The organism is Thioalkalivibrio sp. AKL17 (assembly GCF_000377885.1).
GTDB lineage: Bacteria > Pseudomonadota > Gammaproteobacteria > Ectothiorhodospirales > Ectothiorhodospiraceae > Thioalkalivibrio > Thioalkalivibrio halophilus.
The window spans coordinates 237,017-251,271 of sequence record NZ_KB898765.1 but is presented as its reverse complement, the minus strand read 5'-3'; the positions used below and the strand labels follow the sequence as shown (position 1 = coordinate 251,271).

13 protein-coding genes are annotated in these 14,255 nt (G+C 63.8%); all 13 read left to right on the top strand.

Annotated elements, in window-relative coordinates; genetic code table 11:
- Positions 1 to 5 precede the first annotated feature (5 nt).
- Positions 6 to 731: an NADH-quinone oxidoreductase subunit C gene (locus D577_RS0104410; protein ID WP_018946358.1), complete on the top strand. Its 726-nt coding sequence runs from the start codon at positions 6 to 8 to the stop codon at positions 729 to 731.
- Positions 724 to 1,977: an NADH-quinone oxidoreductase subunit D gene (locus D577_RS0104405; protein WP_018946357.1), complete on the top strand. Its 1,254-nt coding sequence runs from the start codon at positions 724 to 726 to the stop codon at positions 1,975 to 1,977. The genes D577_RS0104410 and D577_RS0104405 overlap by 8 nt, the downstream gene beginning before the upstream one ends.
- Positions 1,977 to 2,507 carry an NAD(P)H-dependent oxidoreductase subunit E gene (gene nuoE / locus D577_RS0104400; RefSeq protein WP_018946356.1) on the top strand — a complete coding sequence of 177 codons (531 nt, stop codon included), beginning with the start codon at positions 1,977 to 1,979 and terminating at the stop codon, positions 2,505 to 2,507. The genes D577_RS0104405 and nuoE overlap by 1 nt, the downstream gene beginning before the upstream one ends.
- Positions 2,508 to 2,511: 4 nt before the next feature.
- Positions 2,512 to 3,792, top strand: coding sequence for an NADH-quinone oxidoreductase subunit NuoF (gene nuoF / locus D577_RS0104395; RefSeq protein WP_018946355.1), 1,281 nt, complete (start codon positions 2,512 to 2,514; stop codon positions 3,790 to 3,792).
- Between the two features lie 34 nt (positions 3,793 to 3,826).
- Positions 3,827 to 6,232 (top strand): NADH-quinone oxidoreductase subunit NuoG, encoded by a 2,406-nt coding sequence (nuoG, locus tag D577_RS0104390; RefSeq protein WP_018946354.1) that lies wholly within the window; start codon positions 3,827 to 3,829, stop codon positions 6,230 to 6,232.
- 14 nt (positions 6,233 to 6,246) lie between these two features.
- Complete coding sequence (nuoH, locus tag D577_RS0104385; protein WP_018946353.1) at positions 6,247 to 7,311, top strand: NADH-quinone oxidoreductase subunit NuoH; 1,065 nt, start codon at positions 6,247 to 6,249, stop codon at positions 7,309 to 7,311.
- Positions 7,312 to 7,321: 10 nt separating this feature from the next.
- Positions 7,322 to 7,810, top strand: a complete 489-nt coding sequence (gene nuoI, locus D577_RS0104380) for an NADH-quinone oxidoreductase subunit NuoI (protein ID WP_018946352.1) — start codon at positions 7,322 to 7,324, stop codon at positions 7,808 to 7,810.
- 14 nt (positions 7,811 to 7,824) lie between these two features.
- Positions 7,825 to 8,463, top strand: coding sequence for an NADH-quinone oxidoreductase subunit J (locus D577_RS0104375; protein WP_018946351.1), 639 nt, complete (start codon positions 7,825 to 7,827; stop codon positions 8,461 to 8,463).
- Positions 8,464 to 8,536: 73 nt separating this feature from the next.
- Entirely contained in the window at positions 8,537 to 8,842 is a 306-nt protein-coding gene (nuoK, locus tag D577_RS0104370) for an NADH-quinone oxidoreductase subunit NuoK (RefSeq protein ID WP_018869953.1), read from the top strand.
- A 6-nt stretch (positions 8,843 to 8,848) separates the two neighbouring features.
- Complete coding sequence (nuoL, locus tag D577_RS0104365; protein WP_018946350.1) at positions 8,849 to 10,843, top strand: NADH-quinone oxidoreductase subunit L; 1,995 nt, start codon at positions 8,849 to 8,851, stop codon at positions 10,841 to 10,843.
- Between the two features lie 52 nt (positions 10,844 to 10,895).
- Complete coding sequence (locus tag D577_RS0104360) at positions 10,896 to 12,410, top strand: NADH-quinone oxidoreductase subunit M (protein WP_018869951.1); 1,515 nt, start codon at positions 10,896 to 10,898, stop codon at positions 12,408 to 12,410.
- Between the two features lie 13 nt (positions 12,411 to 12,423).
- A complete protein-coding gene (gene nuoN / locus D577_RS0104355) occupies positions 12,424 to 13,872 on the top strand; it encodes an NADH-quinone oxidoreductase subunit NuoN (protein ID WP_018946349.1) in 1,449 nt (482 codons plus the stop codon).
- 18 nt (positions 13,873 to 13,890) lie between these two features.
- Positions 13,891 to 14,235 (top strand): DUF2818 family protein, encoded by a 345-nt coding sequence (locus D577_RS0104350; protein ID WP_018869949.1) that lies wholly within the window; start codon positions 13,891 to 13,893, stop codon positions 14,233 to 14,235.
- The last annotated feature ends 20 nt before the right edge of the window (positions 14,236 to 14,255 follow it).

Below are 14,255 nucleotides of genomic sequence, written 5' to 3'. Positions count from 1 at the left end.
GGCAGATGGCTGAACAACAGACCTGGATTGACGTACTGCGCGCGAAGCTGGGCGAACGCCTGGACGGAGTGCGGGTGGTCAACGGCGAGGCAACCATTGAAGTACCGGCGGACGCCTGGCGCGAGATCGCCGAGACCCTGCGCGACGACGAGGATTTCGGATTCGAAATCCTGATCGACCTGTGCGGGGTGGACTATCTCGAGTACGGACAGACCGAGTGGGCCACCGATGACGCCTCCAGTGAGGGTTTCAGTCGTGGCGTCCAGTCCGCCACCTCGGGCCGGTTCACGTTCGATGATGCGCCCGGCGAATCGTGCTGGGACGGTCCGCGCTTCGCCGTGGTGGTGCATCTGCTGTCGGTGCAGAACAATCGTCGCCTGCGCATGCGTGCCTGGCTGCCGGATGACGAATTCCCGGAGCTGGAGTCGCTGGTGGACGTCTGGGCGTCGGCCAACTGGTTCGAGCGCGAGGCCTTCGATCTGTTCGGGATCCTGTTTTCGGGGCATCCGGACCTGCGTCGCATCCTGACCGACTACGGTTTTGTCGGCCATCCGTTCCGCAAGGACTTCCCGCTGATCGGGCACGTGGAGATGCGCTACGACACCGAGCAGGCGCGCGTGGTGTACCAGCCGGTGACCATCGAGCCGCGCGTGCTGGTGCCGAAGGTGATCCGCGACGACCATCGCTACACCGATGGCGACGCGCCGGCGGAAGGAGCCGATCATGCCTGAGATTCGCAATTTCACCCTGAATTTCGGTCCCCAGCATCCGTCTGCACACGGCGTGCTGCGGCTGGTCCTGGAGATGGACGGCGAGGTGGTGCAGCGCGCCGATCCGCATATCGGCCTGCTGCATCGGGGGACCGAGAAACTTGCCGAGAGCAAGCCATATAACCAGTCGATCGGCTACATGGATCGTCTGGACTACGTGTCCATGATGTGCAACGAGCACGGTTACGTGCTCGCCATGGAGCGTCTGCTTGGTATCGAAGCGCCGCTGCGGGCGCAGTACATCCGGGTGATGTTCGACGAGATCACCCGAATCCTGAATCACCTGATGTGGCTGGGCGCGCACGCTCTGGACATCGGCGCGATGACGGTGTTCCTGTACGCGTTCCGCGAGCGCGAGGACCTGATGGACTGCTACGAGGCGGTCTCCGGCGCGCGCATGCACGCCACCTACTACCGGCCCGGAGGGGTCGCCCGCGACCTGCCCGGCACCATGCCGAAATACCAGCCCTCGGCCTGGAAGTCGCAGGAAACGGTCGACGAGCTTAATGCCAATCGCCAGGGCTCGCTGCTGGACTTCATCGAGTCGTTCACCGAGCGGTTCCCGGGGTGCGTGGACGAATACGAGACCCTGCTGACCGACAACCGTATCTGGAAACAGCGGACGGTCGGTATCGGGGTGGTGGATGCCGACCGGGCGAAACAGCTCGGTTTCACCGGCCCGATGCTGCGCGGATCCGGGGTGGAATGGGACCTGCGCAAGAAGCAGCCCTACGAGGTCTACGATCAGCTGGATTTCGACATCCCGGTCGGGGTCAATGGGGACTGCTACGACCGTTACCTGGTGCGCATGGAAGAAATGCGCCAGTCCAACCGCATCATTCGGCAGTGCGTCGACTGGCTGCGCAGGAATCCCGGCCCGGTGCTGCTGGAGGATCACAAGATCACGCCGCCGAAGCGCGAAGAGATGAAGGCGGACATGGAATCGCTGATCCATCACTTCAAGCTGTTTACCGAAGGGATGTGCCTGCCGGAGGGCGAAGCTTACGCCGGCATCGAGCATCCCAAGGGCGAGTTCGGCTGCTATCTGGTGTCGGATGGCGCCAACAAACCGTATCGCCTCAAGGTGCGCCCGCCGGGCTTTGTCCACCTTTCCGCCCTGGACGAGATGGCGCGGGGCCACATGCTGGCCGACGTCGTGGCCATTATCGGAACCCAGGATATCGTCTTCGGGGAGATTGATCGCTGATGGCTGCCGAACCCAAACCCGTTGCCTTTCACAAGCCGGCCGAGCACAAGGTCGACCTGAGCGACCACGAGCGCGAGGAGATCGATCACTGGCTGGCCCGCTATCCGGAGGACCAGAAGCGCTCGGCGGTACTCGCCGCACTGCGGGTGGTCCAGCACGAGGACGGCTACGTTTCCACCGCGAAGATGGACGCGGTTGCCGACTACCTGGGGCTCCCGGCGATCGCCGTCTACGAAGTGGGTTCGTTCTACTCGATGTTCGAGCTCGAGCCGGTGGGCAAGCACACCATCGCGGTGTGCAACAACATCTCCTGCAGTCTGCGCGGCTCGGCCGGGATTATCGAGCATCTGGAAAACCGGCTCGGCATCACCCTGGGCGAAACCACGCCCGACGGGAAGTTCTACCTGAAGAAGGAAGAAGAATGCCTCGCCGCGTGTTGCGGGGCGCCGATGATGCAGGTGAACCACGTCTATTACGAGAATCTGACGCCGGAGCGCGTGGACGAGATTCTCGACGGCCTGGAGTCCTGAAACGATGGCCAACCAGATCTGTTTCGCGACCCGCTACCTGGATGACCCGTCGTCGCTCGAGACCTATCGCAGCGTCGGCGGTTACCAGGCGCTGGAAAAGGTGTTCGGCGGCAAGATGGCCGCGGAAGACGTGATCGAGGAGGTCAAGACCTCCAACCTCCGCGGCCGCGGAGGCGCGGGGTTCCCGACCGGGATGAAATGGTCGTTCATGCCGCGCAATTCCCCGGGCCAGAAATACATCGTCTGCAACTCGGACGAATCGGAGCCCGGCACCTGCAAGGATCGCGAGATCCTGATGTACAACCCCCATGCGCTGATCGAGGGCATGGCGATCGCGGGTTACGCGATCGGCGCAACGGTGGGATACAACTACATGCGCGGCGAGTTCATGGACGAGGTCAATACGCGCTTCGAGGCCGCCCTGAAGGAGGCCTACGAGGCCGGCTACCTCGGGAAGGATATCCTTGGCTCGGGCGTGGACTTCGATCTGTATCCGACGCTGGGCGCGGGCGCCTATATCTGCGGCGAGGAAACCGCGTTGCTGGAGTCGCTGGAGGGCAAGAAGGGGCAGCCGCGCTTCAAACCGCCATTCCCGGCGAACTTCGGCGTCTACGGGAAGCCGACGACGGTCAACAACACCGAGTCGCTGGCTTCCATCCCGTCGATCATCCGCAACGGCGGCCAGTGGTTCGCGGACCTGGGCGTGCCCAAATCGGGCGGCGAGAAACTGTTCTCTGTGTCCGGACACGTCAACAAACCCGGCAACTTCGAAGTGCCCCTGGGTATGCCGTTTCGGGAACTGCTGGAGATGGCCGGTGGCGTGCTCGATGGCCGCCAGCTCAAGGCGGTGATCCCGGGCGGTTCGTCCGTGCCGGTGGTGCCTGGCGACACGATGCTGCAGACCAACATGGATTACGACTCCATTACCCAGGCCGGATCCATGCTCGGCTCCGGCGCGGTGATCGTGATGGACGAGACCACCGACATGGTGAAGGCGCTGCAGACGATCTCGCGCTTCTATTATTCGGAATCCTGCGGCCAGTGCACGCCGTGCCGCGAGGGCACCGGGTGGCTGTACCGCATGCTGACCCGCATCGTGGAAGGAAAGGGTCGTCCCGAGGACCTGGAACGCCTGGACGACGTCGCGAGCAAGATTGAGGGGCACACCATTTGCGCCCTGGGGGATGCCGCCGCGATGCCGGTGCGCAGTTTCGTGAAGCATTTCCGTCACGAATTCGAACACTACATCCAGCACGGCCGGAGCCCGGTGGCCAGCGCCGCCTGATCGCCCCGTCGCGCACACGCAGCAGGAATCGAACATGAGTCAGGATCAGCCACAGGATCTGGTCACCGTCGAGATCGACGGGCAGACCTTGCAGGCGCCCAAGGGCACCATGCTCATCGAGGTTGCGGACGAGGCCGATATCCGGATTCCGCGCTTCTGCTATCACAAGAAACTGTCCGTGGCCGCCAATTGCCGGATGTGCCTGGTGGAGGTCGAGCGAGCGCCCAAGCCGCTGCCGGCCTGTGCCACGCCGGTGATGGACGGCATGAAGGTGTACACTCAGTCGCCCCTCGCGATTTCCGCGCAGAAGGGCACGATGGAATTCCTGCTGATCAATCACCCGCTGGATTGTCCGATTTGTGATCAGGGCGGCGAGTGTGAACTGCAGGACGTGGCGATGGGGTATGGCGAGTCCGTTTCGCAATACACCGAAGCCAAGCGGGTCGTGCACGACAAGGATATCGGTCCGCTGATCGAAACCGAGATGACCCGCTGCATTCACTGCACACGCTGCGTGCGCTTTGGCGAGGAGATCGCGGGCGTGCGCGAACTGGGTGCGACCGGGCGCGGCGAAGACATGCGGATCGGGACCTATGTCGAGAAGACCGTCGCGCACGAGCTCTCCGGGAACGTGATCGATCTGTGTCCGGTGGGCGCGCTCACCGCCAAGCCGTCGCGCTACGGCGCACGTGCCTGGGAATACGCCCAGGCCCCCAGTATTGCCCCGCACGACGCGGTGGGTTCCAACATTGCCGCCCATACCTATGACGGGCGCGTGATGCGGGTGGTCCCGCGCGACAACGAAGCGGTCAACGAGACCTGGATCTCGGACCGGGACCGTTTCTCCTACGCGGGGCTGTATGCCGAGGACCGCGTGACCACTCCGCGGATCAAGCGCGACGGGCAGTGGCAGGACGTGGACTGGGAGACCGCCCTGCAGCATGCGGTGGAAGGCCTGCGCAAGGTGGCCCCCGAGCGGATCGGCGGGCTGTTTTCTCCGTCGCTGTCGCTGGAGGAACACTACCTCGGCCAGAAACTGCTTCGCGGGCTGGGCGTGCGCGACATCGACCATCGCATGAGCCAGCAGGATTTCCGCGACGACGACGCCGCGCCCCTGTTCCCCTGGCTGGGCAGCCCGATCGCCGATCTGGACCGCGCCGATGCGATCCTGCTGGTCGGCACCAATCCGCGGCGCGAGCAGCCGCTGCTGGCGCATCGCCTGCGCAAGGCGGCTCTCAACCACGACGCCAGGGTTACCCTGGTGCATAACCAGCTGCTGGACCTGACCTACCCGGTGGCGGCCCAGCTGGTCGGCAACGAGCACGACCAGGTCATGGCCCTGGCCGGGATTGCCGGGCGTATCGCGGCGGCCGGCGAGGGGCTGCCGCCCCGCCTGGAAAAGATCGTCAAGGCCGCCCAAAGCGACGATCCGGACACCCGCGAAGCGTTCGAGCGGGCCGCGCGCTCGCTGCTGGACGGGGAACAGGGCCACGTGCTGCTGGGTGCGGACGCCATGGCCAGCCCGGCGTTTGCGACCCTGCGGGCCCTGGCCGGCTGGATCGCCCGCCATACCGGGGCCCGTCTCGGGTACATGCCCGAGGGCGCGAATGCTGCCGGTGCCTGGCTGGCCGGGGTGCTGCCGCATCGCGGCGTGGCCGGTCAGGCGCTCGAGACCAGCGGACGCCCGGCGCCGGAGATGATGAACGAAGGCCGCGACGCGTTCGTCGTTGCCGGACTCGAGCCCGGCCGCGACGGACATGATCCGGTCGCTTTCCAGCAGGCAGTGCGCGAGGCGGGATTCGTGGTCGCACTGACCGCGTTTGCCGACGCCGAATTGCAGGCATCGGCCGACGTTCTGCTGCCGGTCGCGACCAGCTTCGAATCCTCCGGGACCTTCGTGAACGCCGAAGGACGCTGGCAGAGCTTCCGCGCGGCGAGCCGCGCCCCGGGCGAGGCTCGTCCGGGATGGAAGGTCTGGCGCGTGCTGGGCAACCTGTTCGCGCAGAAGGGCTTCGATTACCTCGATTCGCCCGCAGTGCGCGACGAGCTGAAGGGCCTCCTCGCGGACGTCAGCTTCGACAACACGGTCAACCTGAACCGTGTGCACGTTGAGGAACCGGAAATCGCAGACCCGGGCAAACGAGGGTTGCGGCGCGTCGCCTCGCGTTCGCTGTACGCCACCGATCCGCTCGTGCGTCGGGCCGAACCGCTGCAGCGCAGCCCCGAGGGGCAGCTGGCGAACGCGGTGCAGGTGCACCCCGACTCGGCCGGCGGGATCCCCGACGGCAGCCGGGTTCGCGTGCAGCAGGGCCGGGCCGAGGCCGAACTGACGCTTGTGCTTGACGATTCCGTACCGCCGGGCCTGGCCATCACCCTCACCGGTGGTGCCGCCGCCCCGCTTGGTGCCCCGGGCGAGCCGGTCACGCTCGCACGCGCCTGACAAGGGACTGAACCATGTTCGACTGGATTCTCAACCTGTTCCATTCGCTGCCAACGGTGATGCAGATCCTGATCGGCATCCAGCTGATCATCATCCCGTTGATGCTGGGTGTCGCCTATCTGACCTTCGCCGAGCGCAAGATCATCGGCTATATCCAGGTGCGCGTCGGGCCCAATCGCGTGGGACCGCGCGGATGGCTGCAGCCGATCGCGGACGCGCTGAAGCTCCTCATGAAGGAGGTGATCGTCCCGTCGAATGCCAACCGGTTCCTGTTCTTCAGCGCACCGGTGCTGACGATCGCACCGGCGCTGGCGGCCTGGGCCGTGATTCCGTTCTTCGAGGGCGGTGCGCTGGCGGACGTGAATGCCGGTCTTCTCTATCTCCTGGCGCTGACGTCGCTGGGCGCCTACGGGATCATCATTGCGGGATGGGCATCCAACTCGAAATACGCCCTGATGGGCTCGCTGCGATCGGCGGCGCAGCTGGTTTCGTACGAGATCGCGATGGGCTTCGCCCTGGTGGGCGTACTGATGGCCGCGGGTTCCATGAACGTCGGCGACATCGTCCAGGCCCAGTCGGGCAGCGTCTACCACTGGTTCCTGCTGCCGCTGCTGCCGTTGTTCTTCGTATTCTTTATCTCCGGGGTTGCCGAAACCAACCGCGCCCCGTTCGACGTGGCCGAAGGGGAATCCGAGATCGTGGCCGGCTTCCACGTGGAATATTCCGGGATGGCGTTCGCGGTGTTCTTCCTCGCCGAATACGCGAACATGATCCTGGTATCCGCGTTGACCGCCGTGCTGTTCCTGGGGGGATGGCTGTCGCCGTTCCAGGGCATCCTCCCGGCGGCGATGTTCGACTGGCCGCTGATCGGAACCCTGTTGGGCGACGGTCTGCACTGGTTTCTGATCAAGACCGCGCTGTTCCTGTTCATCTTCCTGTGGCTACGTGCCACCTTCCCGCGCTATCGCTATGACCAGATCATGCGGCTGGGCTGGAAGGTGCTGATCCCGGTCACCATCGTATGGCTGTTCGTGCTGGGCGTGTTCGTCGCGTTCGACGTCGGCCCGTGGTTCGCGTAAGGAGTTCGCCATGAAATCCGTGCGTCATTTCTTCAAGAGCTTCCTGTTCTTCGAACTGCTGCTGGGCTTGCGGCTGACCGGCCGGTACCTGTTCCGCCGCAAGTTCACCGTGCAGTACCCGGACGAGAAGACCCCGATGTCGCCGCGTTTCCGCGGGTTGCACGCGCTGCGCCGTTATCCCAACGGCGAGGAGCGCTGCATCGCCTGCAAGCTGTGCGAAGCGGTGTGCCCGGCGCTGGCGATCACGATTCATTCGGAAGAGCGCGAGGACGGTACGCGGCGGACGTCGCGGTATGACATCGACCTGTTCAAGTGCATCTTCTGCGGGTTCTGCGAAGAGGCCTGCCCGGTGGATTCCATCGTCGAGACGCACATCTTCGAATACCACTTCGAGAATCGGGGCGAGCAGATCATGACCAAGGACAAACTCCTGGCGATCGGTGATCGCTTCGAGAAGGAGATCGCCGAGGCCCGTGCGATCGACGCCCCGTACCGGTAATCAGGGACGCAACGATGACCTTCGAGCTCTTTCTGTTCTATCTTTTTGGCGCCATCCTGCTGGGTGCCGCGCTGGCGATGATCAGCGTGCGCAATCCGGTGCATGCCGCGCTGTTTCTGGTGGTGTGCTTTGTCTCGGCTGCGGCGCTGTGGTTGATGGCGGAGGCCGAGTTCCTCGGACTTGTACTCGTGCTGGTCTATGTCGGCGCAGTCATGGTGCTGTTCCTGTTCGTGGTGATGATGCTGGACATCAACATCGCCCGGCTGCGGGAGGGCTTCAGTGAATACCTCCCGGTTGGCCTGGTGGTCGCTGCCGCGATGGCGACCGTGCTGGTGCTGGTGATCACGCGTTACATCACCATGGATGCACCGGAACGGGCAGGCCCCGAGTACGCCAACACCGAGGCGCTGGGGGCGGTTCTGTACACCGAATACGTGTACCCGTTCGAGATTGCCGCCGTGATCCTGCTGGTGGCGATCATCGCGGCGATCTCCCTGACCATGCGCCGGCGGCCGGACAACAAGCGGATCGACCCGGCGCGCCAGATCGAGGTCTCGCGCGAGGGGCGCGTGCGCATGGTGTCGATGAAGTCGGAGGATAAGGCGCGCCGGGCCCGCGGGGCCGAACGCGACGACGACCCGAACCAAGAGTGACGCCGGCGGGAGCGCCGGTGCCGAGCCACCGCGGGGCGGATGACCGTCCCCCAACGGAATTCAGGGCCAGACAATGATTACGCTAGAGCACTACCTGGTGCTGGCCGCGCTGTTGTTTTCGATCAGCGTGGCCGGGATCTTCCTGAACCGAAAGAACGTGATCGTGCTGTTGATGTGCATCGAACTGATGCTGCTGGCGGTGAACATCAACTTCATTGCGTTCTCGTTCTTCCTGCAGGATCTGGCCGGGCAGGTCTTCGTGTTCTTCATCCTCACCGTTGCCGCGGCGGAAGCCGCGATCGGGCTGGCCATCCTGGTGTTGCTGTTCCGTAATCGCGGGACGATCAACGTCCAGGATCTGGACGAAATGAAAGGATAACGGGCCATGGATACGATCTATCTCCTTATTGTCCTGGCGCCGCTGGCGGGCGCGATCATCGCCGGTCTGTTCGGGCGTCAGATCGGCCGGGTGGGCGCGCACAGCGTGACGATCGCCGGGGTGGCCATCTCCTTCCTGCTGTCCGTGGTGGTGTTCTATCAGCACGTGTTCGGCGGAGTCGGGGTGTACAACGAATCGGTGTACACCTGGATGGTTTCTGACGGGATCCGGTTCGAGGTCGGTTTCCTGGTCGACAACCTGACCGCCATGATGATGCTGGTGGTGACCTTCGTGTCGCTGATGGTGCACATCTACACCATCGGCTATATGCAGGACGATCCCGGCTACCAGCGGTTCTTCGCGTACATTTCGCTGTTCACCTTCTCCATGCTGATGCTGGTGATGGCGAACAACTTCATGCAGCTGTTCTTCGGCTGGGAGGCCGTGGGGCTGGTCTCCTACCTGCTGATCGGCTTCTGGTACAAACGCCCCACGGCCATTTACGCCAACATGAAGGCGTTCATCGTCAACCGCGTCGGGGACTTCGGATTCCTGATCGGGATCGCCGCGCTGGTGTTCTACACCGGCAGCCTCAACTACACCGAGGTGTTCGCCGAAGGGCAGGCGATGAGCGAGGCGACCATCACCATCTGGCCGGGCTGGACCTTCGGTCTGCTGGATCTGGCGCTGATCTTCCTGTTCATTGGTGCGATGGGTAAATCCGCCCAGGTGCCGCTGCACGTATGGCTGCCGGACTCCATGGAAGGCCCGACCCCGATCTCGGCGCTGATCCACGCGGCGACCATGGTGACCGCGGGCATCTTCATGGTGGCGCGCATGTCGCCGCTGTACGAGTTCTCCGTGCCGGCTCTGTCGTTCATCCTGGTGATCGGGGCGATCACGGCCTTCTTCATGGGTCTGATCGGTCTGGTGCAGAACGACATCAAGCGCGTGGTCGCGTATTCGACGCTGTCGCAGCTCGGATACATGACCGTCGCCCTGGGGGCCTCGGCGTATGCGGCCGGTGTGTTCCACCTGATGACCCACGCGTTCTTCAAGGCGCTTCTGTTCCTGGCCGCCGGCTCGGTGATCATTGCGATGCACCATCTGCAGGACATGCGCGCCATGGGCGGGCTGCGCCGGCACATGCCGATCACCTACGTGACCGCGCTGATCGGGTCGCTGGCGCTGATCGGGTTCCCGTTCTTCTCCGGGTTCTTTTCCAAGGACGCGATCATCGAAGCAGTCGGGTACTCCGAGATTCCGGGGGCGACCTTTGCTTACTGGATGGTGCTGCTGGGCGTGTTCGTAACCGCGCTGTACACCTTCCGCATGTTCTTCATGGTGTTCCACGGGGAGGAACGCTACGACCAGGCACATCACTACATGCCGGATCACGGGGACGGTGAAGATCACCATCATCACGGTACCCCGCATCCGCACGAGACCCCGTGGGTGGTTACGCTGCCGCTGATCCTGCTGGCGATCCCGTCGGTGGTGGCCGGGTACTTCATCGGCCCGATGCTGTTTGGCGACTTCTTTGCCGATTCGATCTTCGTCAGCGAGGCGAAGGACGTACTGGCGCAGAAGGGCGAGAGCTACACCGGGGTATTCGGGTTCGTGCTGCACGGGCTCGTGGCGCCGGCGTTCTGGTTCGCGATGGCCGGGCTGGTGACCGCCTGGTACCTCTACATCAAACGGCCCGATCTGCCGGCGGTGATCGCCGACCGTCTGCGGCCGGGTGTGCGCATCCTCGAGGACAAGTACGGGTTTGACCGCTTCAACGACTGGTTCTTCGCCGGTGGCACGCGGCGCCTCGGGCGCTGGCTGTGGCGCTATGGCGACGCGATGATCATTGACGGCTGGCTGGTCAACGGCGCCGCGCGTTCGGTGGGCTGGGTGTCGGCCCGGGTGCGCCATGTGCAGTCCGGCTTCCTCTATCACTATGCATTCGTGATGATCATCGGCCTGCTGGTCCTGATGTTCGCCTTCGTGATCTGAGGGGTTTCGACGATGACCGCTGCGAAGCCCACCGCTGTTTCAAGGAACGACCATGTTTGCTGACTGGCCCATTCTGAGTCTGTTGATCTGGCTGCCGATCCTCGGTGGCTTCCTGACGCTTGCCGCCGGGCGCGACGCGCCGGTGGTGGCCCGGCGCCTGGGCCTCAGCGTGGCCGTGGCCACTTTCGTGGCAAGCCTGCCGCTGTGGTTCATGTTCGAGCGCGGCACCGCGGAGATGCAGTTCCAGGAGGTGGCCTCCTGGATCCCTGCGTTCAACGTGAACTATCACCTCGGGGTCGACGGCATCTCCATGCCCCTGATCCTCCTGACCACGCTGATCACGGTGGTCGTGGTCATCGCCGCATGGGAGTCGGTGAAGGATCGCATCGCCTACTACCTCGCCGCGATGCTGGTCATGGAAGGACTGATGATCGGCATGTTCGCGGCGATGGACGCGGTGCTGTTCTATGTGTTCTTCGAGGCGATGCTGATCCCCATGTTCCTTGTCATCGGGATCTGGGGCGGGCCGCGCCGCGTGTACGCAACGATCAAGTTCTTCCTCTACACCTTCCTCGGGTCGGTGTTCATGCTGGTCGCACTGATCTGGATGTACATCCAGTCCGGCAGCTTCCTGATCCAGGACTTCCATGCCCTGCAGATCGGGATGACCGCGCAGATACTGATCTTCCTCGCGTTCTTCCTGGCGTTTGCGGTCAAGATCCCGATGTTCCCGGTGCATACCTGGCTGCCGGACGCGCACGTCGAGGCGCCGACGGGGGGGTCGGTGATCCTGGCGGCGATCATGCTGAAGATCGGCGGCTACGGCTTCCTGCGTTTCTCGCTGCCGATCACGCCGGATGCGTCCGCGGTGCTGGACACGCTGATGATCGTGCTGTCGCTGATCGCGGTGGTGTACATCGGGGTGGTGGCGCTGATCCAGAGCGACATGAAGAAGCTGATCGCGTACTCGTCGATCGCCCACATGGGCTTCGTGACTCTGGGCTTCTTCCTGGCGTTCTACATCTACTCGAATACCGGCGACTGGCAGGGCGCGTCGCTGGGTATCGCCGGCGGCATGGTGCAGATGATCTCGCACGGCTTCATCTCTGCGGCGATGTTCCTCGCGGTGGGCGTGCTTTACGACCGGCTGCACAGTCGGCAGATCGCGGATTATGGCGGCGTCGTCAACACCATGCCGTGGTTCGCCGCGTTCTTTGTGCTGTTCGCGATGGCCAATACCGGTCTGCCGGGCACCTCGGGCTTCGTGGGTGAATTCATGGTGATCCTGGCTGCCTTCAAGGCTGATTTCTGGATTGCCTTCCTCGCCGCGACCACGCTGATCCTGGCGGCGGGGTACACCCTGTGGCTGGTCAAGCGCGTGATCTTTGGCACCGTGGCCAACGAGAACGTGGCCGGCCTGTCCGATATGAACCGGCGCGAATTCTTCCTGATGGGGCTGCTGGCGTTTTTCACGCTGCTGCTGGGCGTGTGGCCGGCACCGCTGCTGGAAGTGATGAACGCGACCATCGACAACCTCGTGGCGCATATCGCGCACTCGAAGCTCTGAACGGACGCCTGACATGAATTTCGAGATTCCTGCCTTTCTGCCCGCCGTTCCCGAGATGTTCGTCCTCGGGATGGCGTGCTTCATCCTGATACTGGATGCGTTCCTGCCGGATTCGCGCCGCGACATCACCTACGGCCTGGTGCAGGCGACGCTCGCGGGAGCCGCGGTGCTGACGCTGTGGCTGGCCGGTCCGGAAGTGGTGCTGACCTTCAGCGACAGCTTCATCAAGGACCCGATGAGCGACGTGCTGAAGCTGGCGGTGTACGTCACGAGCTTCTTCGTCTTCCTCTACTCGCGGCCGTATCTGATGGCGCGCGACATCCACAAGGGGGAGTTCTACATCCTCGGGCTGTTCGCGGTCCTGGGGATGATGATCATGATCTCGGGGCACAATCTGCTGACCCTGTACCTGGGCCTGGAACTGCTGTCGTTGTCCTCGTATGCGCTGGTGGCGTTCTGGCGCGACAACACCCGGGCCAGCGAAGCCGCGATGAAGTACTTCGTGCTGGGGGCGCTGGCGTCCGGACTGCTGCTGTACGGCATGTCCATGATCTACGGCATGACCGGCTCGCTGGATATCGCGGTGATCGCCTCCGAACTGACGACGGCCGACGAGGCCCTGAACGTCCCGCTGGTGTTCGGTCTGGTGTTCCTGGTGGTGGCGATCGCGTTCAAGCTGGGGGCGGTGCCGTTCCACATGTGGGTGCCCGACGTCTATGACGGGGCGCCGACGGCGGTGACGCTGTTCATCGCGACCGCGCCGAAGATCGCGGCCTTCGCGTTCCTGATGCGGCTGCTGGTCGAGGGCATGGGACCGATGCATGCCGACTGGCAGGGCATGCTCATCATCCTGACCGTGCTGTCGCTGGCGGTGGGCAACGTGATTGCGATCGCGCAGACCAGCATCAAGCGCATGTTCGCGTATTCGACCATCGCGCATGTCGGGTTCCTGTTCATGGGGATCCTCGCGGGGACCGATTCGGGCTACGCCTCGGCGATGTTCTACGTGATCGTGTATGCCCTCACTGCGGCCGGCGGGTTCGGCATGATCGTGTTCCTGTCGCGCCGGGGTTACGAGGCCGATCGCCTGGACGACTTCGCCGGGCTGGCGAAACGCAACCCGTGGTTCGCCTTCATCATGCTCCTGCTGCTGTTCTCCATGGCCGGGGTCCCGCCGACCGTCGGTTTCTACGCCAAGCTGGCCGTGATTCAGGCGGCCGTGGGTGCGGGCCTGGTCTGGCTGGGTGTGGTCGCGGTGATCTTCAGCATCATCGGTGCGTTCTACTACCTGCGGGTGGTGAAGATCATGTTCTTCGACGAGCCGAAGGAGGAGGCCAGCGAGCCGGTGCAGCCTTCGGGTGCGCTGGCCACGGCGCTGAGCATCAATGGCCTGGCAGTGCTGTTGCTGGGAATTTTTCCGGGCCTTCTGCTGTCCGTTACCCACTACGCCATTGCTGGCTGATCCGCCCCGGAGGATGTCTTGAATCAACTGGTCCCGTTTGAAGTCCTGGTCTGGGGGTTTGTGGCGTTTGCCTTCGTGGCCGCCAACCTGCCGTGGCTGACCGATCGCATCGCGCTGATGTTCCTCCCGGCGAGCGGGAGCAAGGGAGGCTGGACCCGGGTGTTCGAATGGCTGGTGCTGTTCCTGCTGGTGGGGCTGATCGGCAAGGGACTCGAGCATCAGGCGACGGGCAGTGTTCATGCACAGGGCTGGGAGTTCTACGTGATCGGGCTGTCGATGTTTGCGGTGTTCGCGATCCCGGGGTTCATCTGGCGGCATGATCTTCGCCCGCATCTGCGGCAGCGGGCGCGCCGTTCTCGCTGATTCCGATCGGGGCTTGCAAG

Bases quoted from the DNA above. Each gene is read 5' to 3' on its own strand.
- D577_RS0104410 (WP_018946358.1), top strand. From the start codon at position 6: ATGGCTGAACAACAGACCTGGATTGACGTACTGCGCGCGAAGCTGGGC.
- D577_RS0104405 (WP_018946357.1), top strand. From the start codon at position 724: ATGCCTGAGATTCGCAATTTCACCCTGAATTTCGGTCCCCAGCATCCG.
- nuoE (WP_018946356.1), top strand. From the start codon at position 1,977: ATGGCTGCCGAACCCAAACCCGTTGCCTTTCACAAGCCGGCCGAGCAC.
- nuoF (WP_018946355.1), top strand. From the start codon at position 2,512: ATGGCCAACCAGATCTGTTTCGCGACCCGCTACCTGGATGACCCGTCG.
- nuoG (WP_018946354.1), top strand. From the start codon at position 3,827: ATGAGTCAGGATCAGCCACAGGATCTGGTCACCGTCGAGATCGACGGG.
- nuoH (WP_018946353.1), top strand. From the start codon at position 6,247: ATGTTCGACTGGATTCTCAACCTGTTCCATTCGCTGCCAACGGTGATG.
- nuoI (WP_018946352.1), top strand. From the start codon at position 7,322: ATGAAATCCGTGCGTCATTTCTTCAAGAGCTTCCTGTTCTTCGAACTG.
- D577_RS0104375 (WP_018946351.1), top strand. From the start codon at position 7,825: ATGACCTTCGAGCTCTTTCTGTTCTATCTTTTTGGCGCCATCCTGCTG.
- nuoK (WP_018869953.1), top strand. From the start codon at position 8,537: ATGATTACGCTAGAGCACTACCTGGTGCTGGCCGCGCTGTTGTTTTCG.
- nuoL (WP_018946350.1), top strand. From the start codon at position 8,849: ATGGATACGATCTATCTCCTTATTGTCCTGGCGCCGCTGGCGGGCGCG.
- D577_RS0104360 (WP_018869951.1), top strand. From the start codon at position 10,896: ATGTTTGCTGACTGGCCCATTCTGAGTCTGTTGATCTGGCTGCCGATC.
- nuoN (WP_018946349.1), top strand. From the start codon at position 12,424: ATGAATTTCGAGATTCCTGCCTTTCTGCCCGCCGTTCCCGAGATGTTC.